Consider the following 25,117-nt stretch of genomic DNA (forward strand, 5'->3'; position numbering starts at 1 on the left):
AAGATTTCGCTCACAAAAAATCGACAAAACGAAAAAAATCACCTGTACAACTTTACTGTATAAAGAAACAGTATATACTGCATTTATATACAGTATTGTTCAGTTATACAGGTAAATAAAATGCTGGCTCATCTAAGTGTTAATAATTTTGCAATTGTGAAGTCTTTACAGCTAGAACTTGCCAAAGGCATGACAACCATTACCGGCGAGACAGGCGCAGGTAAATCCATCGCTATTGATGCTTTAGGCTTATGTTTAGGCGATCGCGCCGAAGCAAGCTCTGTTCGTCAAGGTGAAGAAAAAACCGACATCTCAGCCTCGTTCTTACTGGACAACAATATCAATGCAACGCGTTGGCTAGAAGATAACGATCTGATGGATGGCTGTGAATGCATTCTAAGACGAGTTATCACTAAAGAAGGCCGTTCAAGAGCCTTTATTAACGGCAGCCCAGTACCTGCTTCACAGCTTAAGGTTCTCGGGCAGCTCCTCATTAATATTCACGGACAGCACGCCCACCATCAACTGATGAAGAGTGACTACCAACTTTCTATGCTGGATCAGTACGCTGGTCACGTGAACTTACTTAACAAGACCAAAAACTACTACCAAACTTGGCGTCAGTCAGATAACCACCTAAAGCAACTTACGCAAAACAGCCAAGAAAACCTCGCTCAAAAGCAGCTTCTTGAATACCAAATCAAAGAACTCAACGATCTTGCCATTGGCGAGGAAGAGTTTTCGGAGCTAGAACAAGAACATAAACGCTTGGCTAACAGCGGGGAATTAGCATCCACCTGCCAACAAGCAATAGAGTTGATTTATGAAGGTGAGGACGTTAATGCTCTAGGTATTCTTCAAACAGCCAATCACTCGTTGATTCAGCTTTCTGAATTAGACTCAAAGCTTTCAGGCTTACCCGATATGATTTCTGAAGCCATTATTCAATTGGAAGAGGCAAACAGTGAGTTACGTCATTACCTAGATGGTATCGATGTCGATCCTGCTCGCATGGTTTATGTTGAAGAACGTTTCTCTAAAGTGATGTCTACGGCACGTAAGCATCATGTCATGCCAAATGAGTTGTATCAACATCACCAAGAGTTGCTCAAACAAGTTGAAGCCTTAGATTGTTCAGACGAAAAAATGGACGCATTAGCAGCGGAAGTTGAAGAGAAGCGTCTGAAGTTCTTAGCCACCGCTGAAAAGCTAAACAAATCTCGACAGCGCTATGCAAAAGAACTCAATAAACTTATTTCCCAAAGTATGCATGAACTCAGTATGGAAAAAGCCAAGTTCTGTATTGATGTCGTACGTGATGAAAATAATGCGTCGCCACTTGGTATCGACCAAGCAACGTTCTTAGTGTCAACCAACCCAGGTCAACCAATGCAGCCAATAGCAAAAGTTGCCTCTGGTGGTGAACTTTCACGTATTTCCTTGGCCATTCAAGTTATCACCGCTCAAAAAGTGGATACCCCTAGCCTGATTTTCGATGAAGTCGATGTGGGCATCAGCGGACCGACTGCGGCAGTCGTCGGCAAAATGCTTCGTAAGCTTGGTGAATCCACGCAAGTGCTTTGTGTAACTCACCTACCACAAGTCGCCGGATGTGGGCACCAACAGTTATTTGTCGCCAAAAACACCAAAGGCGGCAAAACGGAAACACAAATGAACTGTTTAGATCAAAACCAGCGAGTTGCTGAATTAGCGCGTTTATTAGGCGGTAGCCAGATAACCGATAGTACGCTGGCAAATGCGAAAGAGCTTTTATTTGCGGCCTGATAGAACCTTCAATTCCACAACGAAGATCCAGTCACAAAATGTTATTCACCTCACAGCGCAGCTCACCCCTGCGCTGTTTGTCTTTGTAACAATGCAACTTATCGCTATAACTATGGTCATATGATTTCACCATCGCTATTTAATGGTGTTAGAAACTCGAGAATGCCAGTGGATGGCATGAGAAACTTTTTACTTCTCGACCCAGAGTGATTATCATCTCGCCCGAGAACTTGAACTTAGTAATAAAGAACAGAAAGCATATGCAATTTAAGAAGTGGATTGTTGCAGTACCATTAGCGCTCGTCATGTTAACGGGTTGCTCGGTTGCAGAAAAACTGGTTTATCGTATCGACATCAATCAGGGAAATTACATTGAGCAGAACTCGGTAGACCGACTAAAATTTGGTATGTCTAAAGAACAGGTTCGCTTTGTTTTAGGTTCGCCAATGCTTGTCGAAAACGGCTACCCAAATACGTGGTATTACATTTACCACCACACAAAAGGGCACAGCGACTCCATACAGAAAAATCTCTTTGTTCGTTTCGATGACAACGAAAGATTGGTCAAAGTGGAAGGTGACTTCCCAGCCAGTGAAAACTTTTTCGAGGGTGTTTACTAACCCCATTTGAGTTCACCAGATATTGAAAAGGCTCGCCAATTGCGAGCCTTTTCTATTTTTGCAATATATCTATTTTCGGTAATAAGCCAACCTTATGCCGTTCCCATCTTATGATTTATTTGGACTTTTCAGCTTCCGCTTGTTTCTTCGCTTGCTCTGCCCTTTTCCGACGTATCTCTTTGGGATCGGCTAATAGCGGTCGGTATATTTCAATGCGATCTCTGTCTAACACCGTGGAATTTAGCTTTATGTTACGACTAAAAATACCTACTTTGTTTTTTGCGAGATCGATTTCAGGGTAAATCTCCAACACGCCAGATTGCTCAATGATTTCTTGAACCGTCATCTCCGCCTCTACGGCTAAGGTTATCACTCGCTGCTCTTGCGGCAACGCATAAACCACTTCGACGTGAATCATGTTTGGTAAGCTGCTCATTACACATATACCTGCTTTGCACGCTGTGTAAACGCGTTCACCATATTACTAGTCAGCTCGTTGAAAATCTTACCAAATGCCATTTCAACCAGTTTGCTAGTAAACTCAAACTCTAGTTTCAACTCAACCTTGCATGCTGTTTCATCCAACGGAGTAAATTCCCAACCACCATGAAGCTGCTTAAATGGACCATCCACCAGCTGCATCAAAATTTTTCGTCCAGCTTCTAACTGATTCGATGTTGTAAACGTTTTACTGATGCCTGCTTTCGACACATCCACGGATGCCACCATGCTCGATTCAGAGTTTTCAATAATTCGAGAACCAGAACAACCTGGCAAAAAGCTTGGGTAACTGGCTACATCATTTACAAGGCTATACATCTGCTCAGCGCTAAATGGTACTAGGGCGCTGCGGGTTACTTGCGGCATATCGGATTCACTTAAACAAACATTGAAACGGGGAAAACGTCCTCTTATGTTACTTCACGTAATCCTCCTATGAAAGTTTTCTGGATCTAGCCCTAAAAAACTCGCTGGCTTCTCGGCAAATAAAAGACAAAAACAAACGCGTTTGAATGCCTTATCCGTTTCATTTTATTCATGAAGTATTCGTTTAAAAAGAAACACACAATGACGTATGCACCTAGCATCTTTAGGGAACTTGGGTATATAATGCCGTTCTTATGGCAAAGAAAAATTCAAAACCAAAAGCAGGTAGCAATACCATTGCTCAAAACAAACGAGCTCGCCACGAATATTTCATCGACGACGAAATCGAAGCTGGCCTAGAACTTCAGGGATGGGAAGTCAAATCTCTGCGTCAAGGCAAAGCCAATATCGCCGAAAGCTATGTATATATCCGCGATGGTGAGGCATTTATTAGTGGAGTGACAATCACCCCGCTACAACAAGCATGTACTCATACCGTTGCAAACCCTACCCGCGTGCGTAAACTGCTGATGTCGCGTCGTGAAATCGACAACCTATTTGGCAGAGTAAACCGCGAAGGTATGACCTTGGTTGCCACCGCTATGTATTGGTCCCGCTCTTGGGTCAAAATGAAAGTGGGTGTCGCGAAGGGTAAAAAACTGCACGATAAACGTACTGATATGAAAGAAAAAGATTGGGCTCGCGATAAAGCTCGCGTTATGAAGAGCAATTTGCGCTAATCTTGACCACTTGAGTTGCGCAGTGCTAGACAGCCTAAGGTTTTCTGGTACTATGCAACTTACACTTTGGGGCTGATTCAGGATTCGACGGGAATACTGCAGTCTGAGGTGCATGCCGTGGGGCGGTTGGCCACGTAAAAAGCCGCAAAAAAATAGTCGCAAACGACGAAAACTACGCACTAGCAGCTTAATAACCTGCTCAGAGCCTCTTTGCCCTAGCTTCCGCTTGTAAGACGGGGAATTACAAAGAGTCAAACCCAAACTAGCTAGCGTGGCTTCTCCCACCTGAGAGGAAAAGCGCGAATTCTAATTCAGGATAGTCATTTACTAGCGTGTCGGTTCGCAGGTGGATGGTGAATTTAAAGATCGACTAAGCATGTAGTACCAATGATGAATGATTTTCGGACGCGGGTTCAACTCCCGCCAGCTCCACCAAACGTTTGGAAAGCCCGCTAGCTCTTAGAGTTAACGGGCTTTTTGTTGAGCGTTTTACTTTTTTCGCCTCTCATCAAGCGCTTGCTTGAAAGTCACATCCAGCACAATGTCAGATTGCTCTTGTTCCGGCTCTTTCTTTTTCCTAATACTTTTTAGCTGTAAACCACGAGTTTTACACTCCCACAATACTTGGGGTAACCCTTTAAAAATTTAAGACCCGCCACCGCGTATACAAGTGAGTTATTGAAGAACTCGACAATAATTTCTAAAGAGCCCTCACGCACTTCTTTCATGACAACCAAAAGTGAACGGGAATTTGACGAATATTCATTGAAGGTCTCTTTTAAGAGAGCCTCAATATAGGTAGCGCCCATTAAAACAGAATCTAACGTCGATGAAGACCGGATACCTAAAGTGACCAAACCGTTCATGCTATTGAACACACTCAGCGATGCTAAGTTACCTTCATAAGGCAGTTCTAAACGAAGTATGAGTTCACCTAAACACACCGCTACTAGCGCGCCGCCAGCTTGTCTCAAATGCTGATAACCTAGAAATAGTCCAAGGGGATGCTACCTTTTTATAGGGAATCAGCCACTGTTTTTAGGGCATCTCTCATCCACTTGTGTAAAGCATCTTGCTTATGAATTGAATGCCAAAACTGATCAACTTGAAAGTCATACATATCAAAAGGTAGGCTAGTCTGGTGAAAATCGTAGTGGGGTGAAAGCTTACCGAGTAGCCTTGTGGGCAAGGTGATGATCAGATCGGTATTGGCGACAATGTCGGGCGCTAAAGAAAAGTGTGGAATCGCACTAACCACCCTTCGGCTGCGCCCCAGCCGAGTCAACTTTCTGTCTATTGACGTTTCTGCAATACCATTCGTTGAAATGACCACATGTTGGGCATGGCTGTAACTTTCAAGTGTCAGAGGCGCTTGGCTAAGCGGGTGATTTTTGCACATGATCACCGCGTAGTTATCACTAAATAGCCTCTGCTTGTAGACATAGTCTACGCAATTGTTGGTGGAGTACAGCAGTAAGTCGGCATGCTTTTCTAAGTATTCATGAATGGGGATGTTGGCGTTGTAATGAATCGACTCCACTCGGAGTTTCGGGGCTTCTTTCCGGACTTTCTCTAGTAACGCTGGAATCAGCATCATGATTTCAAAATCCAAAGCCCCAATAGTAAATACCCCTTCTGCACTTTCTGGCTCAAAGGGCACTTGATTGAGCAACCCTCGGATTTGTCGGTTTACTGGAATCAATGCCACTTCCAGCGCTTTCGCTTTAGCGGTAAGTTCGTACCCCGCCCCTACTCTTACCAACAATGGATCGTGAAACAGCTCTCGTAGTCGGTTAAGCGTCCGACTAACGGCTGGTTGGCTCATTCCGAGTACTTTGGCTGCTTCACTCACGTGTTTGAGCTCAAGCAGTTTTTCCAAAATAGGCAGCAAGTTAAGATCTATTTTTCTTAGGTTTAAATGTTGCTCGACCATAAAGTTCTTCTTTTGTTTTATTCAGTAAACGCATAACAGTTATACCAACCGTGCATTGGAGCATTATTTTGAGTTTTTTTAGCATGGCTTTCGAAATAAGGAGAAACCTATGCAACTAAAACCATTAAGATCACTTGCTCCACTTTATCTTGCTCTTGTTAGCACCGGAGCAATGGCTCATCACCATAATCAAGAGATTTATTTCCCCGATGTAGGACAAGCGAAAGCGGAATATGTTTCGCCGTCTATCACTCAATCTATTCAGCCAGGGCAAAAGATAGATAATTTGTTTGAACTTCAGTTCGACAATGAAAAAGCTACGATTCAAAAGCTTGGGAACAACACTTACTGGGTGGGAGTGAATTACTACAACACCACGGTTGTGGTAGACAAAAAAGCCGGAGTCATGCTTATTGACCCATTGGGTGCCGACCGTGTTGCGACAGTATTAAAAGCGGTCAAGCAAATAACTAATAAACCGATAACCGCAATGGTTTATTCACATTACCATTTGGACCACGTTGAAGGGGCCTCGACCATTCAGGATTACGTGGACAAGAACCAGTCAGAAAAGTTAGAAATTTACGCTAGTCAGGCGGTGTACGACAAAATCATGCACCACACCACAAAAAACGACAACGGTGAAATAGAAGCCAAGATTCCATTACCAACGAAGGTGCAACAGTACAAACGTGGCAAAACCATTAAGTTTGGTGACCAACGTGTGCGTTTCATTGCGCCCAAAGGGCATGGCCATACACCAGATAACACCATGATTTGGATACAAAACGATAAGGTCATGCATTTTGCAGACATGATTAACCCAGACCAACTTCCCTTCTACAATTTTGCTGGTGCCGAAAACTTCCATGGCTATGAAGAAGACCTTAGATTCTTATTGAAGAAAGGAGAACGCGGTCACTGGAAGTACGTAAACGGTGGTCACGGTAACATCGGTTCACCGGAAGATGTACGAAAGCTTTTGGAGTATATCGAAGATCTGAGAACCGAAGTAGGTAAACAACTCGACATCGCTCCTTATCAACCCCAGCTAGCAGATGGTAACCACTTCATCTGGGTGAAACGCTGGCAAGATTCTATTTCAGCCGGTGTGCGAGAAGCATTAGAACCCAAATATGGTCACATGTATGGTTTCAATTCAGGTGCTGTTGAAACCCACGCCATCAAAGTTCTGTTCGATATGACCGACCACTAAGCATTCGTCTATTTAAACTCAGCTCTGGATTAAGAAAAACGGTACCAAATATTGAATGAAACACACTCAGTTTTACGATATTTCTAGCCTGTATTTTTTGCCGGTAGTGAGACGAGTCTATTGCAAGTAGATTCAATAAAGCTAGCGACAAAAACAGCAGCTAGAAAGGTATTCTGTTCTCCAGAGCTGAGATTATTTAATTTCGGCTTACTCTCCACCTTATCTCTTAGTAAGCCGATCTTTTGTGTTGTATTTGTAACCGCGTTTTATTCCCACACAAATTCCTATTACTACCCGTGTGCCCGAATAACCAAACTTCACAAAGCCTTTATCTGGGAACCCTATGACGCCTAAGAATTAACTAGTTCGCTTTAAGAATATTGAAGTAGAAGATATTTTTGAAAAAGAGAGCCAACATGGTGTTGGCTCTATAGCTAGAAGGTAGATAATTAAGGGCTACAAGTCAGCATAAACGTACCTATGCTGCTGTTATCTACTTCAACAGTAATTGGTGCAGTAAAGCCCGTTAAGTTACATTCCACGTTCAGTCCATATGACCCATCACCATTATCCGCAGTAGTTGCAGAGGCGAATACGGAGCTGGCTGACGAAATTGCAACCGTGTGTCCACCGTGCCCGACATCGCTGCCATCAGACTGCTTCAGCACAACCGATATTTGACCTGAACCTCCATTCGGTATGGTGACGTTAGAGGTCATTTCCACATTCCCTACATCGACTTGAGTAAAGGCAACACTCACGGTATTCGTTAGGTTATCTCCCCCTACGCTTGCAGTAATGACGTAATCAGTCGCTGTTGAGCTATTGATGGTCGCGGCGTAGGTACCGTCATTATTATCCACTGCACTATAAGTGATTCCAGAAGGTGAAGGCGTGAGTGCTAACGTACCACCACTTTGACCATAATTAGAACCATCTGCCTTTTTCAACGTAACCGTTAACTGCAAAGTATTGCCCAGTTTGGTCGCAGAGCTGTTTACTGTAATGGTCGACTGCGCCAAATCGGGTCCTGTGGAGTTAAAGGTCACGGACTGTGCAGCTGCCAAATCGGTGCTATCCAGTTTTGGCGTAATTGTTACTGTACCTGCAGTTGTCGATGTAAATGCTTCAGTATAAACCCCGCCCCCTTGATGCGTTACGCCAAGACCATTCGCTGTGCCTGTAGTAGCAAAGCTCACAGTGCCACTTACTGGTACAAAAGCTTGTCCTGCGTAATCCTTTAATGTAACCGTTGCAGTAACGGTGCTCGTGCCATCGGCATCTACACTGTTAGCGCTTAATGCAAGGGTTGTTTGGCTAACATCTAACGCTGCTGTAAAGGTAACGGTTTGAGCGGAGCTTAGGTCAGTGCTGTCCAATCGAGGTGTTATCGTGACGGAGCCAGCGCTCGTAGACGTTAAAGTCACAACATACACACCATCTCCTTGAGCGGTTACTGCGGAAGACGTTACGCTTCCATCTGTTACGAAGCTAACGGTGCCACTTGCTGGTTCAAATGCCTGCCCTTCAAAATCTTTTAGAGTTACCGTCGCAGTCACTTCATCCGTTCCATTCGCACTCACGCTAGTAGAACTTAATGTATAAACCGTTTGACTCACATCGAGAGCTTGTACGAAATCAATCGAAGCAGTATCAGAAATTGCATTACCATCAATACTTCCTGATATCACCACATTGCTGGCAACCGACGAAGATACATCCGCTGTATACGTACCGTCACCATTGGATTGAATATTTTCAATCGTCACTCCATTTGAAGGAGAAGCACTGAGAGTTAAAGTTCCGGTATTACTTCCAAGTGAATTCCTATATTGGTCTTTTTCTTGAACAGTAATGGTGACTTTTTCCGTGCCATTCGCGTTTGCGGATGTCGCGGAGCCCGACAATTCAGTCTGTGCATAATCTACGGGCTCATCCGTTGTACAGAAAGCATCGGTGCTTCTAAGCTTCATATCCACTGTCGCCGTTTGCGAGCTACTGCCAACAAACGGAGTAGATAAGCGACCATAATACCATCGGTTATTCTCTCTTAGATAAGCACTCGCATAGTAGTTAACGCCTTCAACAATCTTATCTAACGTCGTATTACCATTGTCATCGGTGCTTCCTCGCATATACTGCGAATAGCTTTCATCGTATGCCCAATAGCGGCTTAGAGGCGCGGGTTTCTGCTTGATAACCGTTTGATTGCTGTCCAAACAGACGAGTCGTGTATGCAAGGTTTGATTCACTGTCGGGCAAAGTGATAGGTCATTAATTTGAAGTGAGGTCAGTGAATCAGACGCTGTAAACTCTAATCTGCCTCGAGTATTATTGCCGTAGTAGTACAACTTATATTGTGCGTTTTCAGTTAAATTCTGTAAATCTAACTCGCCATTCGTTACCTGTCCGCGCTGAATATATGAGTAGCCTTCATACAAATAATAACGCCCACTGTTTGCGCTTGCTGTCTTAGTTGTGTCCGTCGGGCAAACCAGCTCCACACTTGGCTTAAGGTTTATTCTTGGGGGGTTCTTGATGTTTAAGTGCGCAGTGAATGATTTTGATGCATCGTTCGTTTTACCAAAACAGAAATCGTCGAGATTAACACCTTTTTCACCAGTTCCAACTGCGATACTTTGTCCATCCACTTCTATGGATGCCAAAAGGCTGTTTCCGCTGCTGTCCAACAAATCGAAGGTACCAGCAAAGGCAGGGACTCTCTGAATATTCAATTTATCTAAATCATTCCCCCATCCTGACGGCTTGTAGGCCCAACCGCCATCCTTACGGGCATAAGACAAACGCAACCTCTGATTGTTGGGTTGTCCATCTTTGTCTAAAACATCGACATCGAGCTTACATCGGTTTGTTCCATACCAATCAAGGTTGTAATAAGACAAGTGCGTTATCTTTTTCGCCACACTAAATGTATTGGCGTTTTCAGCTGTAATCAGCGCTTCACCTTCATAAGACCATTTAGCCGTATTTTCGTTGTAGCTCCATAATGGGATGGATCCATCTTCCAACTTTAGAGGTTGAGATGTGTTCGGGTGAACCGTACTTTTCGGCACTTCAAAGTTTAGGCTTATTCCGTCCCCACCAAACTGAGAAACTTGATTCCCTACGCTGTCTTTGATTTCGATGGCAACAAATCCTGCACTGATAAAGCTGAATTCAGAATCGTTATTTAAATCTGACGGTGTCGCCCCTTCAAGACCACTAACCTCGAGCCCACCAGGGAAAGCAAATAAAGGGTTGTTCGTGCTATTCGAAAGGTTTTTAGGATCAGCAGAAACCAGAACAGCAGATGCTTTTACTGCTCCAGTCGGTTCAAATGGATTCCCATCACTATCAAAAAACTCCGTGTTTGCGGGGATATCAATTGAAATTTGTGCATTATCAAGAATTTGCCCAGCCAAACTGGAGGTTGGTTTTATAGGCGTATTTATCACAACTTGCTGAGTAACTACATTCCCACTGAGTAACACGGTCTCTTCAGCAAACGAACCTGCGAAGTCAGAAGACGTCGATTTAGGAAGGACTTCTACTCGGTTTTGTAAGGAAGTATCTGAAGACAAAAGATCGTAAGTTGCCGCATTGGAGAAAAAACCATCACCCGAAACGACAATACTCAAAGTGGCAGATGAATTGTCTTCTTTCTTTAAATTATCGGACTTCAGTGTTAGAGGTAAAAAGCCTGAAGATGGAATTTTTATATCACCAGAAACATAACTAGCGCCATCCTTATAACCAGCCACAACTATCCCGTCAGAGTCGATGATTGAAATGTCTACATTGGTATCTTGCCCTTCCATTTGGAATTGTGCACTGACATCTAGCCCACCTACAGAATCTTGATTCGCACCATTGCTTACAACCAGTTGAATGGGCAAACCACTGACGATCGGCAAGCTGGTCTGAACCGGAACGGATACATTCGACTCGCCACCAGCTGTAGAGCTTGCGTCATCATCAAAAATACACCCAGTAAGCAATACCGAGCTTCCCAAACACGCCAAAGCCAATCGAGAATGCTTAAACCTTGCAACTTTATGCAACGTACTTTTTTTGTTGTCCATAACTAACCTTATTTATTTTTTGAAACATAGGTAACTTAATCTTTGAAGGTTAGTTCAGCGATAGCTAATACAGAAGTTAGAATTGTGTTTTTTTGATATTTATCAGTAATATATGAAAAAGAAATCTACAGAATTATCATTAACCCCCCTAAACTTGTCTGGTCTATCTTTATATCGAAATTTATATCATTGATGGTTAGCATTAACGAAAAAGCTCTAAATTCGGCTAGAAACCCGAATAGAGAAAGTCTGACTAATTTGTATGGTTTACCTACCCTATGGCATCCGCTTAGAATGAGATTGGTCGCCCCCGAAAGTGAATATACCTATGGTTTCCAAAAATAAACTGGTTCGTTTTAAGAGTATTGAAGTAGAAGATATTTTTGAAAAAGAGAGCGTGTTACTAAAACAAGTTCAATCTGGAGAGCTTTCTCAGGTATTGATGCTTTGGCAAGCCAAAACGGCCACATTGGTCTTGCCTTCTGGTAAGAAGTGGAAAGTATCTGAGGAATTAACGTCGGGGTTGGATAACTTAGGGTGGCTTCTCATATCACGGAAAACAGGTGGCGCTCCTGTTCCACAAGTTCCAGGAATTATTAACCTTTCACACATCTATCATTGGGAAGAAGGCGTTCCCTATGACATTCAAAAGTCGTATCAAGATTTGTGCTTTGTCCTCACCCAGTTTTTTAAAGCTCTGGGTGTTAGAACCAATATACACGCCACTCCCCAATCCTATTGTGATGGTGACTACAACCTAAACATTAACGGAAAGAAGATCGTCGGCACTGCGCAGCGAGTATTGCTCAAAAAAGATGGCGGAAGAGTTGTACTCTCTCAGGCATGTATTCTCGTTGATGCCATTATGGAAAGCATCGTCGCCCCCGTTAACCTTTGCAACACACTGTGTGGGCACAGCAATCACATCGAAGCAAGTGTACACACATCACTGTTTGAGCATATAAAAGAGCGACCAAGCATAGACGCTCTCTACCAACAGTTAACGGAAGCTTTCTTAACACACGCCTAAAGCTCCTATGTTTAACAAAAGTCTAAATTTGTAGAATAGCTCGATTTATTTATGGCTATGAATTTTCATATTGAAACAATATGATACGGTTAGTATCTAATCTTGGATTTGTGTAACACATACATCTTCGGTGTTGCATACAACGTTTAGATGGTAATTCCATAATAAATAAGGAATATCTACATGGCTTGGACACTCAACGACTTAGTGCCGGTACTTTCTAACCACGAAGGCTGGACAGTCGAAAACAACACTTCCTCTCAATCTCTTCTTATTCGAAATGAAGATGGTGTAGAGGCCTACCTCGCTGTTGCTGGCGAACAAATCATTGCTGAAGTTCTGCTTTTTGCAAAATCGTCAGTGCATGATGTAAACGCCTTGAATGATGAAATCTTAAGAACCCACAAAATGTTCCCGCTTTCTACTATCGGCATTAACAACATTGCCGGTGACGACTACTATGTGGCGTTCGGTTCTCTTTCTTCTCAATCAAAGGAAGAGAGCGTACTGATTGAGATAGCGACACTGTACCGTAATGTGGAAGCGTTCATCGACTTGTATGAAGAATTCTTAGGAGAAGCATAATGGGTGTATGGAAAAAGCTATTTACTGCGATTAAAGGTGGCGTAAACGAAGCCGCAGAAGAGGTTGCAGATAGCCAAGCACTTCGTATCTTGGATCAAGAGATCCGTGAAGCGAAAGAAGAGCTCAGAAAATCAGACGAAGCGTTGGTTTCTCTAGTAGCGAAAAGAAAACTTGCTGACAACAAAGTAGTCGGTTTAGACGGCAGTATTGCAGAATACGAAGAACACGCTCGTAACGCCATGACAAAGGGTGAGCAAGACTTAGCTCTTGAGTGTGCAGGACGTGTAGCGGAGCTAACCAATCAACGTACTACCGAGCAAAACTACGCCGAGCAGTTCAAAGCGTCTGAGCAAAAGTTACGTGAGAACATTGCCCAAGCGAAAGACAAATTGCGTCAGCTAGAGCAGCAAGTGGATGTGATAAAAGCCAATGAAGCCGTGCAAAAAGCACAAGCTTCAGTCTCATCGACCAACGTTGGTGCGAACAGTAAAATGACCACCGCCGTGGAGTCTCTTGAGCGCATTAAAAATCGCCAAGCAGAGAAACAAGCTCAGTTAGAAGCAGCTGAAGAATTGCACGAAGCGCAATCGGGCAGCAGCTTAGACAAAAAACTGGCTAATGCAGGTATTACCGCGGGGGGTAAATCTTCCGCAGAAGACGAGCTCGCTCGTATCTTAGGCAAATAAAGGTACATTCCTCACATGACTGTGTGGTTTACATTAAGAAGGTGGGTGTATGCCCACCTGTTTTCATTAAGAACCAAAAGCTTACTCGGTTTAGCCGCTGGCTATGTGGTCATTTCATGGGCGTTACTCGCATTTGCGGGCGAATCTAACCTTACATCGAATGTCACCGACTTTTTGTACTACATTGTTGTGACCTCATCTACCGTTGGTTACGGTGATATGTCACCAACCACACCTATGGGTCGCTGGATTGTGGCATTGTTTGTCATCCCGTTTGGGTTGGGTTTATTCGCAATATCAGTGAGTCAGATCGGGGTTTTGGTCGTCACAATGTGGCGTGCAGGCGTATTAGGAAAACGGAGAGTAAACGTGGAAAATCATATTCTGTTGCTGGGTTGGAATGAGCAACGGACGTTGCACTTAATTCGTATGTTACAACATGAAGAAACGGGCAGAAGACGCATCGTACTTTGTGTAAAAGCCGACATAGAAAACCCGCTTCCATCTGAAATCGACTTCGTTAAAGTCAGTGCCTTCACAGACTGTAACGATATGGTGAAAACCAACTTACCTGCCGCGAGTTGTGTCATCATCGATAACCCAGAAGACGACGTCACCTTATCAGCAGCCCTCTACTGCGCAAATGAAAACCCGAAAGCGCACTTACTGGCTTATTTCAAAGACGAAGCATTAAGTCGATTGCTTAAGCAGCACTGCCCGAATGCCGAGTGCATTCCATCGGTAGCCACCGAAATGTTGGCCAAAGCCGCTGTCGACCCTGGCTCGAGCGCCCTTCATCAAGAGCTGCTGAATTCAACACAAGGCATGACTCAATATTCAGTGGCATTTCCTGCCAATGCTTCTGAAACCCAAATCAGCGAGTTATTCGATTCTTTTAAAAAGGACTATCAAGCAACCCTGATTGGTATTGATAAAGGAACAGGTATTGAGCTGAACCCCAGCTTAGATTGTGTGGTATCTGCTGGTAACACGCTTTTCTATATTGCCGATGAGCGAATTGATAACTTCAGTTGGAAATAACCATGTTTGACTGGTTTAAGAAAAAAACAGAAAAAACCGAAGAAAAGCCCAGTGCTCCTGAAGTTTTAGGGCTTAGACTTGGCGGTGCTTTCGAGTTGGACGACTTAAAGTTTCGCATGCTCGAACCTGAACTCACCATTGACGGTGCATCTCGTACCCAGTTGATTCAAGCCGTCGGGGAAGTGAAGCTCGATAGTCAAACAACACTGCTTCGATACTACACCGACGACGATGGGTACATACAAGTATTGCTGAATGGCGAAGGCGACAGTGGAGTATTAGAAGTGAAGCTCTTTTACTTCTATGAGACCAAGTCTATCGACCTAGAAACCACTTGGAACCGCTGGATAGAGACAGATTTGGTTCAGCCATCTCAGCAACTTGATGGTCATGAGTTCAATAAGGTATGGGATAACGACCGCCCAGTAGCGATGACGGAAAAAACCTACCACAGCAACGGAAAGGTATCGGAAACCGACCAATTCATTATGATTTATGAACGCGACGCAACCCCCGATTTGGCAGAATCGCTTGTGATCTCATGCGAAGAAAATTTCGAAAACGGTTCAGCTGAGCGCTGCGTTACCTATATTACAGGCGTCGACCTGTCACCCACTGACTTTACTGTCATTGGATAACACATTTACAAGGAATTTCATTCATGGAATTAGTGGCTCAATCCCTAGCGGGTTTAGTGGATTTCGTAACATACTTTGCGATTTGTATCGCCTTCTTGATCCTGTTTAAGCTGGTTTATATCCGCTTTACGCCTTATGACGAATGGAAACTGGTCAAAGAAAATAACATCGCTGCCGCAGTAGCACTTTCGGGCTCGTTTGTGGGTTACAGCATTTCGATCGCGGGAGCAGCATCTAACTCAGTTAACTTAGTCGATTTTGTTATCTGGGGATTAGTAGCATTTATCGCTCAGTTACTTGCTTTTATGCTCGTTCGATTTATGTTCTTGCCTAAAATTTCCCAGCGTATTGAAGACAACGAAATCTCTGCCGGTATTGTGTTGGCAAGTGTTTCAATCGCAGTAGGTATGCTTAACGCTGCGTGTATGACTTACTAAGGAGCACCGGATGAAACGGAGTAGAAAAGTCATATTGCCATCCATGAAAAAGGATTGGCGACAAGCTGATGTAAGACCTCTCGTAGCATTCATGGGATTAGCCACCGTTACAGGTTGTTCCGATGATTCAACGGAAGCAGAAATCTTTAGAACCGTTGAAGAGTGTAGCGATGCCCACCCTGGGTATACCCAGCAATGCCAGGCCGCGTACCAAGATGCGGCAGAGCTCGCGTTGTTGTCTTCACCTAGGTTTAACTCTCAGGACGACTGTGAATTCGACTTTACACGTGGGTGTTTTCAGCCAGAGTATCAAAATTGGTTTATCCCAGCTTTAAGTGGGTTTATGTTCGCTCGCCTTACCGACTCACACTACTATTCTCGCCCCATGTACATCTACCGCAGTGGCTGGTACAGCGACGATGGCATTTGGTACGGTTCAAGCAGCAGTAGTTACAAAAAACACAAAAAAATCAAAGTCAAAACAAACGACTTCAAAAAGCCGCCAGCCGTATCTAAAACGATGTCGCGGGGCGGTTTTGGTTCTACCGTAGAAGCCAAATCCAGCTGGAGCAAATCCTCTGGCTCTAAATCTTCTTCTCGCTCAAGTGGCAAGAAGTCAGGATGGGGCGGATAACTTCATACCATCCAAATAGGGGGCAAACCGTCCCCTACTTCTTTTTTGCTTTTATTCATCATTAAGGTCGATAGACCTTCCATCAAAAATCTGGCGCGATACCCTGATGCTAAGAATCGATACCAAAGAGCGCGCAAACTGGCGCGCACTTGCAAAGAAATACGGCTTTGGCTTTCACAGTATGTACGACGACCCGTATTGGGATGAGCGAGCGTATTACCAGTTTACACTCGAGCAGATCGAACGAGACATCGAAGAACCGACCGAAGAAATTCACCAAATGTGTTTGCAAATCGTCGACAAAGTGGTGAACGACGAAGAACTGCTCGCGAAATTTCAGATCCCAAGCGAGATGTGGGAAAACGTTCGAACCTCGTGGCGAGCCAATGAGCCTTCCTTATATTCGAGGCTCGACTTTGCTTATTCAGGGAAGGGGCACGCAAAGCTTCTGGAAAACAACGCCGATACACCAACCAGCTTATACGAGACAGGGTTTTGGCAATGGGTTTGGTTAGAAGAAAAAGTTAACGCAGGCGAATTGGACAGGCGCTCCGACCAATTTAATATTCTGCAAGATTACCTGATAGACCGATTCCATCAGCTCGCCAAATCTCAGCCAGGTCAAACGCTGCATTTCTCGTGCTGTAAAAACACCGAAGAGGACAGAGGAACGGTTCAATACTTAGAGGATTGCGCCAAAGAAGCAGGTCTCTCGACGTCGTTTGTGTTTATAGAAGACATTGGCTTGAACCAACACCACGAGTTCACGGATCTGAAAAATAGCCCTATCCGTTGGATGTTCAAACTCTACCCATGGGAATTCATGTTCAATGAGGAGTATGCCCAACACCTTGCGGAAGCGAAAGTAAACTGGTTGGAACCTATGTGGAAATCTGTGTTGTCTAACAAAGCATTACTTCCCATGTTATGGAAAATGTTCCCGAAGCACCCTAACCTACTGCCCTCGTACTTCTCGGATGATCCTCAAGCCAATACATTGAAAGACTACGTTGTAAAACCAATCTTCTCACGCGAAGGGGCGAATATTTCCATTTTCAAAGACGGGAAAGAAGTAGCGACAGCAGATGGACCGTATGGCGAAGAAGGGGCAATCATTCAGGCATACCACCCGCTCCCCGTATTCAATAACTGTCACACCCTTGTCGGCAGTTGGCTCGTCAACGACCGAGCCGCAGGCATGTCGATCCGAGAAGATGATTCACTCATCACCCAAGACTACGCTCGATATGTTCCACATATTATTTTGTGATTAGAAAACGAGAAGAAAGCAGTGAGTGGCTCCGAAGAGCGAATTTTTCTATTTTACTAACATTCGAGTACTCTAACACTGGTTATAATACCTATCTATCTCCTATGTCTTCGGTAACACTTAAATGGAAAACTCTGCTGGCTCGGATCAAAAAAGCCCACTCCCTCTAACTTCATCTTCTGCGCAACTTTCGTCTCCCAAAAAGATATGGATAACGCTATTGGTTGTTGCTATCACGGTACTTGGGTTTGTGCGTGTTACAGACGAGAAAGCTCATGAGATGGTGAATGAAAGCATGCTGGTGGCAGGGGCCAGTTTTGCGACAGCCCGTACTTTAGATGCGGCAATTTCTCTTGTTAAAAGTGCAGAAGTGTCCGTTGGTGTGGCTTCCGTTACGTTGGGTCAAGTTCTGAACCCTGTGAGTGACTTAATCGACAAATTTGCTTGGGTGATGACGCTCGCAGTCGGTTCTTTGGCTTTACAAAAAGTCTTGTTGATCATGATGTCTTCCCAGCTTGCCAATGTACTTTTGGCATTTTGTGCTTTGGGGTTATTGTTGTCCATTTGGTCCCCCATTATGCAGGGCTACAAGAAGCAATGGTTCTCGGTGTTTAAGTTTATGGTGTTGATCCGGTTTGCTGTAGTGATTTCCCTTGGCTTGAACATCATGGTAGATACGCTGTTTTTGGATCAACAAATCGAGTCCCGAGCCACTTATATCGAAGAAGTCACCACACTTGTTCAACAAGCTTCTGACCCTTCTGCATTAGAAAAGCCAGCGGAAGATTCCAGCTTCCTCGGTTCAGTCAAACAAGAGTGGGAAAGCTTAACTGGTAAGCTACGCTCTCAAACCGAACGGCTCGACTTAATACAAAACAGCGTGGAAGATTCAATTATCAGCTTAATGGAACTTATCGCTCTGTTCTTGTTAAAAACGGTTTTACTGCCGTTAGGTTTTTTAATCGCGTTTAAAAGCATCATTCTGAACAAATCTATTAAGCTCCTCTAAAAATAAGAATAAATAACAATAAGTTACTGATGGCTGTTGTCTCTAATGATAATTTAAGTCTTTTAATCACTTTCATTTTGAACACTGTTTTATTAGTATTAAAAAATCAACAAATGGATAGTTGGACGACAAAATGGCTTTTAGGATTCTCTCTAGTGATGTGTATCTCCCCCAATACCCTTGGAATGGAGATGATTTTGACCTTTACCTTGGATTAGAAAAAGGAACCTGTAGAAGCAAATACGCTGTCGGTAAACGTTACATAGCCTCAGGTGAAGAAAGCGCTCTTTTTATGGCAACTAAAGCCGTTAAAGGCTGCTTAGAAAAGGCAGACATTTCGCTTAACGATATTGACCTTCTTATTTATGCCAGCGGTACCCACCACCAATCACTTCCTTACGATGCCGCAGCCGTACTGTCGCAATTACAAGCACCTTCCTCCTTAGCCAGTTTCGATGTAAACAGCACGTGTTTATCGTTTTTATCTGCACTTGATCTGGCAAATTGCTTATTTAAAGCCAATCGCCACCAGCGAGTTTTGATTGTTTCAAGTGAACTGGGTTCTGGTATTACTTTGAATAAATTCAAAAAACCAAGACCAGAGGTAGCAACTTTGTTTTCCGATGGCGCGGCGGCTTATTTGTTAGAAGCCAAGCCTGACGCCTATGGTTTTCACGGAGCGCTGTTTGAAACTCATCATGAGGGTTATCAATGCTGTCAAATTAAAGGCGGCGGCAGTAATGTGAACCCACATAAAACCCCTTACGAGGATTACCTAGCTGCTTGCCAGTTTGAAATGGATGGTAAATCTCTATTTCGCCATATTGTGAATGTCATGCCTAAATTTCTACAACGCGGCTTGGCTCGGGCAGAGTTAACCAAAAACGATATTGCCTTCTTCCTACCACATCAAGCCAGCTACCATGGGATGGTAAAACTGCCCAAATTAACGGGATTCGACGCAGAAAAAATCGTTAATAATTTCCATGAGCTAGGAAACCAAGTGGCCGCGTCACTTCCTATTAACCTCCACCTACTGCGAAACAAATACGCGGGTAGCGATAAGAAGGTACTCATGGCTGGATCGGCGGCTGGTTTGTCTCTTGGAATGGGGGTCATCACACTATGAAGATTTTAGTCACGGGTGGGACGGGTATGCTTGGTAACGCCATTATCCGCTTGTACCACAAAAAACACGCCCTACGATTTTTAGGAAGAAACCCGAAGATTGCCGCTTCACTCGAAGAGAACTACAACACGTCGGCTTACCTCGGCGATTTGTCGGATAAAGAAATGTTGCGCCAAGCCTGTCATGGTGTCGATGCCATCATTCATTGTGCCGCGCTTTCAAGCCCATGGGGCAGCTATGATGATTTTTACCAAGCCAACGTTTTGGGCACTCAAAACCTGCTCGATGCGGCTTTAAAAGAAAAGGTCAAAACCTTCATTCATATTTCCACCACCAGCGTGTATTTTGATGAAAGCGATCGCTGGGCAATAAAAGAATCAGACCCTGTCGCCAATCCGTTTTGCAACGACTACGCCAAAACAAAATATCAAGCCGAACAATTAGTACAATCAGCGCCTACCGACCTTAAAAGTATCATCTTAAGACCACGTGGAATTTTTGGCCCCAATGATCGAGCTATTGTGCCTAGAATCATGAAGGCAATTCGAGGAAATACGCTGCTTATGCCTTCTAGTCGGAACCCTATTCTGGATCTTACTTATGTGGATAACGTCGCTGATGCCGCCATTCTGGCTTGCAAGAATGCCAAGAATGTTGAATCGGGTTCCATCTTGAATATCAGTAACGACGAACCAAAACCCGTTTTGGATATTCTACACAGCCTATTTCAACAAAGCTCAAGTCACCAAGGAAGCAATACCAGCGTCAACATAAAAGGGCTTCCGTATTCATGGCTTTTACCTATTTTAACCGCTAATGAGTGGATAAGAACAAAGTTGCCTAGTAGACCAGAGCCAAAAATAACGCGTTATTCTGCTGGGTTATTCCACTACCACCAAACCTTGGATATTAGCCGAGCGAAAGAATTGCTTGGCTACAAACCACAGGTATCAATAGAAGAAGGGATTCAGCGTTATGTCATCTGGTCTAAAAATCAAACTGTTTGAAGGTGGGCACTGCGTTCACCCAGGTTTTGTAGTTAAGCCCGGTAGTGGCATAAAACCCAGAGCCTTTCCTGCTGCGGTTGCCGCTATCCATCACCCTACGCAGGGCTACATGCTCTTTGATACGGGTTACCACGAGGCGTTTTTTCAACGAACTCGCCCATTCCCAGAACGTTTTTACGCGTGGACGACACCTTGTCATTTTCATCACGGTGACGGTATTTTAGAGCAACTACACAAGGAAGGCATAAGTAAGACTGACATCAAGCATGTGGTGTTGTCGCATTTTCATGCCGACCACATTGCTGCAATTTGCGAGTTCGACGACGCCGAGATTCATTGCCACCCCGATGGTTTAAACGCACTGACTCAGTCAAGCCGAGTGGGCGGTGTCCGTAAAGGCTATTTAAAAAAGCTTCTTCCTGACTCGGTAAGAAGTAACATTCGTACCCATTCAAACATCACCCAGCCAATAGGCGATGTATTACCTGAAGCAAACGAGATTGATCTTCAATGCCAAGATTTATTTGGCGATGGGTTGCTGTTCTTAGTTTATCTTCCAGGGCATGCTGCTGGGCAAGTAGGGTTATTGGCAAAACTCAGTAATAACTGGGTTTTCTTGTTGGCTGATGCTTGCTGGCTTATTGAGAGTTTGTCTGAGAACGTCAATCAACACTGGTTAGCCAATATGCTGTGTGACGATGTTGGCGCGTATAAACGAACACTGAACGAGCTCCGTAAGTGTTACCAACAACTAAATCACATAGTTGAATTTGTGCCTTCACATTGCTCCAACACTATTGACCGATTAAAAGAAAAAGGGTGGATGTCATGATCACCCTATTGAATCATTTTATCAAAGCGCGCTATTCACGCTTTCATTCTCGCGAGCAAGTAAATGCGTGGCAACAGCAGCAAATTCAGACGCACTTAGACTGGGTATGTGAGCATTCCCCATTATACCGTGGGCTTAAAGGGCTCCCATTGGAAGCGTTTCCCATTATCAATAAATCCTTCATGATGGAGAATCTTTCACGAATCAATACGCGAGGGTTGGATGGTGAGGAATTGATGGAGCGAGCGCTCACTTGTGAATCGACACGCCAATTTAGTGAATCTCGTGTTGGAGATGTAACGGTTGGCCTGTCTTCTGGCACTTCAGGGCAACGCGGGCTCTTTCTTGCTGACAGCAAAGAAAGACAAATGTGGGCAGGCAATATCCTTGGCAAGCTGTTACCCAATGTTTGGCAAAAACACCGAGTCGCCTTAGCGCTGCGAGCAAATAGCCCACTTTATACCACCGTTAACCGGGGACCTATCCAGTTCTTTTTTGCAGACCTGATGAAGCCCACTCACAAGTGGATAAAAGCATTGGATGATTTCCAGCCCACATTGCTCATTGGAAGTGCACAAGCCTTGCAGCTTTGTGCCGAATTCAGCGGCAGTTTTGGATCCCCAGCCATCTCACCTCAACGCATTATTTCAGGCGCAGAGGTGTTAACCCCAGCTGATAAATATTTCATTCAAGAGAGATTCAAAGGTGAGCTTCATGAAGTGTATCAGTGCACAGAAGGGTTTCTGGCTTGCACCGATAACCATGAACAAATGCGCTGGAACCAAGACATTGTTCATATCGAAAAGCATTGGCTCAACCAAGAAAGAACCCACTATAGCCCTATCATTACCGATTTTAGGCGACGAACTCAGCCTGTTATTCGCTACCAACTGGACGATATTATTGAAGCAAAAGATGATGATGGCGTATTCGAGCCTATTGGATCGATAGCAGGGCGGTGCGGGGATAAACTTTTGCTTACTCGAAACCAATTTCCGGCACATGTCCTGCCAGATCTTATCTATCGGGCCATCACATTAACCATCGCAGATCGGGTCGACTACCGAATTGTTCAAACCGATCTCAATGAGTTAACAGTCGAAGCACTGCCTCAATGGCATCACAAAATAAAAGCGGCATTAATGGGTCTATTTAAATCACTGCAGTTAGATGACGTAACCATTGAATTTGGTCACGCACCAGAGTGGACCCCTTCTAACAAGCAAAGACGTGTGATCAATCTGTATGCAAAATAATCCAATGCGTTTTCTTGTAACAGGGGCACGTGCACCTGTCGCCTTTGAGTGGGCTCAAACGTTACTCAAACAAGGGCATCAAGTTTACCTTACGGATTGCACACGATTTCCGCTAGCTCGATACACCAAAGGCGTATCCGGTTACATTAAAACCCCCGCTCCAAAAACCGATTTTAGTGGGTATCGCGCGGCTATTTTGGAAGCCATTGACCACTTTGATATTCAAGTGGTGATCCCAACTTGTGAAGAAGTGTTTTACTTGGCCAAATTCATCAATGAGCGACCAAATGTGAATGGCTTTATGCCTCCGCCCGACTTACTTTATGCACTGCACAACAAGAAAGACGTTTTGGGTTTGCTGGAAAACCTGCCTAGTGTAAAGCTCCCTACTACCCAATTGATCACCGACAAAAAGCAAATCGATATCGATTCCAATTCAATTCTTAAACCGATTTATTCGCGCTTTGGAACAGACATCATCCGTGATATTAGCATTGAAGCGATCTCTTCGATTGAGGTATCCAAGCAATATCCTTGGGTACAGCAGCAAAAACTGTCGGGAGCACCTCTATGTCTTTACGCGGTTTTTGAGCATGGAAAACTTATCGAACATCAATGTTACTTACCCAAATATTGCTTAAATCATTCCGCTGCGACCTATTTCGAGCCCACGGAAGATGCCATAGTTTCTCGGTTTATCGAAACGTTTGGCATCCAGCACAACTACCATGGACAAGTCTCGTTTGATTTCATGGAACATAACGGTGATATCTATGCGATTGAGTGCAACCCGAGAGCAACCAGCGGTTTACACCTTATTGGGGATCTTCTTTTGTGGAACAAAGATGAATTCACCTCAAAGAGAACATCAGCGTTGAATTGCCCAAAAGTGAGTGCAAAACATTTAGGTGGGGTAATGTTGATTTGTGATGGGTTGAAATCATTGTTCAACAAAAAAAGCTGGAGTGATTTTCTAAACACCCCCTCAGCCATTCCTGTTTCTCAAGTGCCCATCACTGTGTATGGCACAGCACTTGGATTCATGGAGCTTCTCTACAACGCAAAAAAGCAGGATCTAAGCCTATCAGCAGCGACAACCTTCGACATAGAGTGGAATGGCGAATCTGAATGAATAGCTCGAATGACTGGCACAGAAAGTTCTCAAACCTGCTCCCCAATGAAGCGCCAATAGACAAGTGTTGGGCTGAGTTCGCACGTTTAGAAATAGACGGCGTTGTCATTCCGAGCACAGTTAGCCAACCTATAGCGAATAACTGCTATGCGGTCTCTCCTTTGTCGCTTATTTCTGGTTATGCGGAAGATGAGCTTCCAAAAGTAAAAAACGCGTTTGCTCAAATACTATGTCGGTTCATGATCAAAGCCGTAGTTACCCCCTTAAAGCTTGCCAAGTTAGATGACGTTCAAACGCTAAACAACCAGTGCTTATCGACCAATATGTACAGTTCATCTTGGCGCACCATATCGCTTCAAAAAATTCGCGATGCTGCGTTAAAGCTTGCGCCGAGACAAGCCCTTTTACTGCGATCACTCAATCCATTTCAACATCTCAGTATTATTGAGAATGCAATGAACGACGGTTGGGTACCAATCGCCACTAGGCAAGTTTATTTGCACTGCGATTGGGATAATTTCAAACTTACACCCGACATAAAAAGAGACAAAAAGTTACTTATAGAGGCTGGTTGGGAATTTAGAGCACTTGAATCTAAGCAAGAATGTGAACGGGCTAAAACCCTTTATGATGCCTTATATTTAGATAAGTACAGCGAGCACAATATCCAATTTACTGCCCAATATCTGTACCGAATGAGTCAAGAAGATCTCATTCAGCTACGCGGGCTTTTTTACCAAGGAAGAATAGTTGCAGCGCTTGGGATGGTTATTATTGATGGAGACATGACCTGCCCTATTTTTGGGTACGACACATCGCTTTCCCCTAAATTAGCCTTGTATCGCCGTTTGTCCATTTTCACCATAGAATACGCCAAGGCACATGGCCTCAACTTCAATATGAGTTCTGGCGCCCCGCGCTTCAAAACACATAGAGGTGCAAAGCCAGAAATTGAATACAGCTACGTCTACACTAAACACCTAACATGGTTTCAACGCTGTATTTGGCGATTGCTATCCGTTTTAACGCAAACCTTCTACAAACCTCTGTTACAAAAATATCGCTTGTAGCTGACGTAACCGGCATTAAAAAGACAACGCCATTTATCCAACTTGTGAGTTAACCCCCTATTCACTTTTAACCCTTCCGATTTATATTGGTGAATGCACTAAATTCGTCAGTTCAGTT

General features: G+C 44.0%; 24 protein-coding genes and 1 other RNA gene. 20 read left to right on the forward strand and 5 right to left on the reverse strand.

All coding sequences use genetic code 11. From position 1 onward, the window contains the following. Positions 1–120: 120 nt before the first annotated feature. Both recN and bamE read left to right on the forward strand, forming a co-directional pair. The gene (recN, locus tag CW749_RS03665) at positions 121–1,785 is read left to right on the forward strand and encodes a DNA repair protein RecN (protein ID WP_101110697.1); all 1,665 of its coding nucleotides are present in this window, start codon (positions 121–123) and stop codon (positions 1,783–1,785) included. 260 nt (positions 1,786–2,045) lie between these two features. Further along, positions 2,046–2,405 carry an outer membrane protein assembly factor BamE gene (gene bamE, locus CW749_RS03670; protein ID WP_101110698.1) on the forward strand — a complete coding sequence of 120 codons (360 nt, stop codon included), beginning with the start codon at positions 2,046–2,048 and terminating at the stop codon, positions 2,403–2,405. Positions 2,406–2,520: 115 nt separating this feature from the next. On the opposite strand, the gene CW749_RS03675 is transcribed toward bamE, so the two are convergent. Both CW749_RS03675 and CW749_RS03680 read right to left on the reverse strand, forming a co-directional pair. Beyond that, a complete protein-coding gene (locus tag CW749_RS03675; protein ID WP_101110699.1) occupies positions 2,521–2,841 on the reverse strand; it encodes an RnfH family protein in 321 nt (106 codons plus the stop codon). Beyond that, entirely contained in the window at positions 2,841–3,272 is a 432-nt protein-coding gene (locus CW749_RS03680; RefSeq protein WP_101110700.1) for an SRPBCC family protein, read from the reverse strand. The genes CW749_RS03675 and CW749_RS03680 overlap by 1 nt, the downstream gene beginning before the upstream one ends. Positions 3,273–3,526: 254 nt before the next feature. Between CW749_RS03680 and smpB the strand changes: the two genes are divergently transcribed. Continuing rightward, complete coding sequence (gene smpB, locus CW749_RS03685; RefSeq protein WP_101110701.1) at positions 3,527–4,012, forward strand: SsrA-binding protein SmpB; 486 nt, start codon at positions 3,527–3,529, stop codon at positions 4,010–4,012. A 68-nt stretch (positions 4,013–4,080) separates the two neighbouring features. Next, positions 4,081–4,447: a transfer-messenger RNA gene (gene ssrA / locus CW749_RS03690) on the forward strand. A gap of 152 nt (positions 4,448–4,599) precedes the next feature. On the opposite strand, the gene CW749_RS03695 is transcribed toward ssrA, so the two are convergent. Further along, positions 4,600–4,986, reverse strand: coding sequence for a hypothetical protein (locus tag CW749_RS03695; protein ID WP_101110702.1), 387 nt, complete (start codon positions 4,984–4,986; stop codon positions 4,600–4,602). 41 nt (positions 4,987–5,027) lie between these two features. Continuing rightward, positions 5,028–5,945 (reverse strand): LysR family transcriptional regulator, encoded by a 918-nt coding sequence (locus CW749_RS03700; protein WP_101110703.1) that lies wholly within the window; start codon positions 5,943–5,945, stop codon positions 5,028–5,030. Positions 5,946–6,054: 109 nt separating this feature from the next. Between CW749_RS03700 and CW749_RS03705 the strand changes: the two genes are divergently transcribed. Then, complete coding sequence (locus CW749_RS03705) at positions 6,055–7,161, forward strand: MBL fold metallo-hydrolase (protein WP_101110704.1); 1,107 nt, start codon at positions 6,055–6,057, stop codon at positions 7,159–7,161. A 449-nt stretch (positions 7,162–7,610) separates the two neighbouring features. On the opposite strand, the gene CW749_RS03710 is transcribed toward CW749_RS03705, so the two are convergent. Beyond that, the gene (locus tag CW749_RS03710) at positions 7,611–11,243 is read right to left on the reverse strand and encodes an Ig-like domain-containing protein (RefSeq protein WP_101110705.1); all 3,633 of its coding nucleotides are present in this window, start codon (positions 11,241–11,243) and stop codon (positions 7,611–7,613) included. Positions 11,244–11,571: 328 nt separating this feature from the next. Here CW749_RS03710 and CW749_RS03715 point away from each other — a divergent pair, with 328 nt between their 5' ends. The 15 genes from CW749_RS03715 (at position 11,572) to CW749_RS03785 (ending at position 24,999) form a co-directional block, all read left to right on the forward strand. Beyond that, positions 11,572–12,273: a lipoate--protein ligase gene (locus CW749_RS03715; protein ID WP_101110706.1), complete on the forward strand. Its 702-nt coding sequence runs from the start codon at positions 11,572–11,574 to the stop codon at positions 12,271–12,273. Between the two features lie 183 nt (positions 12,274–12,456). Continuing rightward, a complete protein-coding gene (locus tag CW749_RS03720; RefSeq protein ID WP_101110707.1) occupies positions 12,457–12,858 on the forward strand; it encodes a DUF2170 family protein in 402 nt (133 codons plus the stop codon). After that, positions 12,858–13,544, forward strand: coding sequence for a PspA/IM30 family protein (locus CW749_RS03725; RefSeq protein ID WP_101110708.1), 687 nt, complete (start codon positions 12,858–12,860; stop codon positions 13,542–13,544). Before CW749_RS03720 ends, CW749_RS03725 begins: the two co-directional genes overlap by 1 nt. Before the next feature lie 15 nt (positions 13,545–13,559). After that, complete coding sequence (locus CW749_RS03730; protein ID WP_101110709.1) at positions 13,560–14,585, forward strand: potassium channel family protein; 1,026 nt, start codon at positions 13,560–13,562, stop codon at positions 14,583–14,585. Positions 14,586–14,587: 2 nt separating this feature from the next. Beyond that, positions 14,588–15,223 carry a YjfK family protein gene (locus tag CW749_RS03735; RefSeq protein WP_101110710.1) on the forward strand — a complete coding sequence of 212 codons (636 nt, stop codon included), beginning with the start codon at positions 14,588–14,590 and terminating at the stop codon, positions 15,221–15,223. 23 nt (positions 15,224–15,246) lie between these two features. Next, on the forward strand, positions 15,247–15,660 hold the full coding sequence (locus CW749_RS03740) for a DUF350 domain-containing protein (RefSeq protein ID WP_101110711.1): 414 nt from the start codon (positions 15,247–15,249) through the stop codon (positions 15,658–15,660). Between the two features lie 10 nt (positions 15,661–15,670). Further along, positions 15,671–16,294, forward strand: a complete 624-nt coding sequence (locus CW749_RS03745; protein WP_101110712.1) for a DUF1190 domain-containing protein — start codon at positions 15,671–15,673, stop codon at positions 16,292–16,294. Positions 16,295–16,400: 106 nt separating this feature from the next. Next, positions 16,401–17,564, forward strand: coding sequence for a glutathionylspermidine synthase family protein (locus CW749_RS03750; RefSeq protein WP_101110713.1), 1,164 nt, complete (start codon positions 16,401–16,403; stop codon positions 17,562–17,564). 124 nt (positions 17,565–17,688) lie between these two features. Then, a complete protein-coding gene (locus tag CW749_RS03755) occupies positions 17,689–18,573 on the forward strand; it encodes a hypothetical protein (RefSeq protein ID WP_180958317.1) in 885 nt (294 codons plus the stop codon). A 133-nt stretch (positions 18,574–18,706) separates the two neighbouring features. Continuing rightward, positions 18,707–19,702: a ketoacyl-ACP synthase III gene (locus CW749_RS03760; RefSeq protein WP_101110714.1), complete on the forward strand. Its 996-nt coding sequence runs from the start codon at positions 18,707–18,709 to the stop codon at positions 19,700–19,702. Beyond that, a complete protein-coding gene (locus CW749_RS03765) occupies positions 19,699–20,709 on the forward strand; it encodes an NAD(P)-dependent oxidoreductase (protein WP_101110715.1) in 1,011 nt (336 codons plus the stop codon). Before CW749_RS03760 ends, CW749_RS03765 begins: the two co-directional genes overlap by 4 nt. Then, positions 20,678–21,541 carry an MBL fold metallo-hydrolase gene (locus CW749_RS03770; RefSeq protein WP_101110716.1) on the forward strand — a complete coding sequence of 288 codons (864 nt, stop codon included), beginning with the start codon at positions 20,678–20,680 and terminating at the stop codon, positions 21,539–21,541. Before CW749_RS03765 ends, CW749_RS03770 begins: the two co-directional genes overlap by 32 nt. Further along, positions 21,538–22,797 carry a F390 synthetase-related protein gene (locus tag CW749_RS03775; protein ID WP_101110717.1) on the forward strand — a complete coding sequence of 420 codons (1,260 nt, stop codon included), beginning with the start codon at positions 21,538–21,540 and terminating at the stop codon, positions 22,795–22,797. The genes CW749_RS03770 and CW749_RS03775 overlap by 4 nt, the downstream gene beginning before the upstream one ends. Beyond that, entirely contained in the window at positions 22,787–23,929 is a 1,143-nt protein-coding gene (locus CW749_RS03780) for a carboxylate--amine ligase (RefSeq protein WP_101110718.1), read from the forward strand. Before CW749_RS03775 ends, CW749_RS03780 begins: the two co-directional genes overlap by 11 nt. Then, the gene (locus tag CW749_RS03785; protein WP_101110719.1) at positions 23,926–24,999 is read left to right on the forward strand and encodes a GNAT family N-acetyltransferase; all 1,074 of its coding nucleotides are present in this window, start codon (positions 23,926–23,928) and stop codon (positions 24,997–24,999) included. Before CW749_RS03780 ends, CW749_RS03785 begins: the two co-directional genes overlap by 4 nt. Positions 25,000–25,117: the final 118 nt, after the last annotated feature.

Source organism: Vibrio sp. vnigr-6D03 (genome assembly GCF_002835515.1).
Lineage (GTDB): Bacteria > Pseudomonadota > Gammaproteobacteria > Enterobacterales > Vibrionaceae > Vibrio > Vibrio penaeicida.

Coding starts and splice junctions, on each gene's coding strand:
- CW749_RS03730 (WP_101110709.1), top strand. CDS start 13,560: ATGACTGTGTGGTTTACATTAAGAAGGTGGGTGTATGCCCACCTGTTT.
- CW749_RS03675 (WP_101110699.1), bottom strand. CDS start 2,841: ATGAGCAGCTTACCAAACATGATTCACGTCGAAGTGGTTTATGCGTTG.
- CW749_RS03770 (WP_101110716.1), top strand. CDS start 20,678: ATGTCATCTGGTCTAAAAATCAAACTGTTTGAAGGTGGGCACTGCGTT.
- CW749_RS03745 (WP_101110712.1), top strand. CDS start 15,671: ATGAAACGGAGTAGAAAAGTCATATTGCCATCCATGAAAAAGGATTGG.
- CW749_RS03765 (WP_101110715.1), top strand. CDS start 19,699: ATGAAGATTTTAGTCACGGGTGGGACGGGTATGCTTGGTAACGCCATT.
- CW749_RS03710 (WP_101110705.1), bottom strand. CDS start 11,243: ATGGACAACAAAAAAAGTACGTTGCATAAAGTTGCAAGGTTTAAGCAT.
- CW749_RS03775 (WP_101110717.1), top strand. CDS start 21,538: ATGATCACCCTATTGAATCATTTTATCAAAGCGCGCTATTCACGCTTT.
- CW749_RS03780 (WP_101110718.1), top strand. CDS start 22,787: ATGCAAAATAATCCAATGCGTTTTCTTGTAACAGGGGCACGTGCACCT.
- CW749_RS03760 (WP_101110714.1), top strand. CDS start 18,707: ATGGCTTTTAGGATTCTCTCTAGTGATGTGTATCTCCCCCAATACCCT.
- CW749_RS03680 (WP_101110700.1), bottom strand. CDS start 3,272: ATGCCGCAAGTAACCCGCAGCGCCCTAGTACCATTTAGCGCTGAGCAG.
- CW749_RS03715 (WP_101110706.1), top strand. CDS start 11,572: ATGGTTTCCAAAAATAAACTGGTTCGTTTTAAGAGTATTGAAGTAGAA.
- CW749_RS03755 (WP_180958317.1), top strand. CDS start 17,689: ATGGAAAACTCTGCTGGCTCGGATCAAAAAAGCCCACTCCCTCTAACT.
- smpB (WP_101110701.1), top strand. CDS start 3,527: ATGGCAAAGAAAAATTCAAAACCAAAAGCAGGTAGCAATACCATTGCT.
- CW749_RS03725 (WP_101110708.1), top strand. CDS start 12,858: ATGGGTGTATGGAAAAAGCTATTTACTGCGATTAAAGGTGGCGTAAAC.
- CW749_RS03750 (WP_101110713.1), top strand. CDS start 16,401: ATGCTAAGAATCGATACCAAAGAGCGCGCAAACTGGCGCGCACTTGCA.
- recN (WP_101110697.1), top strand. CDS start 121: ATGCTGGCTCATCTAAGTGTTAATAATTTTGCAATTGTGAAGTCTTTA.
- CW749_RS03740 (WP_101110711.1), top strand. CDS start 15,247: ATGGAATTAGTGGCTCAATCCCTAGCGGGTTTAGTGGATTTCGTAACA.
- CW749_RS03705 (WP_101110704.1), top strand. CDS start 6,055: ATGCAACTAAAACCATTAAGATCACTTGCTCCACTTTATCTTGCTCTT.
- CW749_RS03700 (WP_101110703.1), bottom strand. CDS start 5,945: ATGGTCGAGCAACATTTAAACCTAAGAAAAATAGATCTTAACTTGCTG.
- CW749_RS03735 (WP_101110710.1), top strand. CDS start 14,588: ATGTTTGACTGGTTTAAGAAAAAAACAGAAAAAACCGAAGAAAAGCCC.
- bamE (WP_101110698.1), top strand. CDS start 2,046: ATGCAATTTAAGAAGTGGATTGTTGCAGTACCATTAGCGCTCGTCATG.
- CW749_RS03720 (WP_101110707.1), top strand. CDS start 12,457: ATGGCTTGGACACTCAACGACTTAGTGCCGGTACTTTCTAACCACGAA.
- CW749_RS03785 (WP_101110719.1), top strand. CDS start 23,926: ATGAATAGCTCGAATGACTGGCACAGAAAGTTCTCAAACCTGCTCCCC.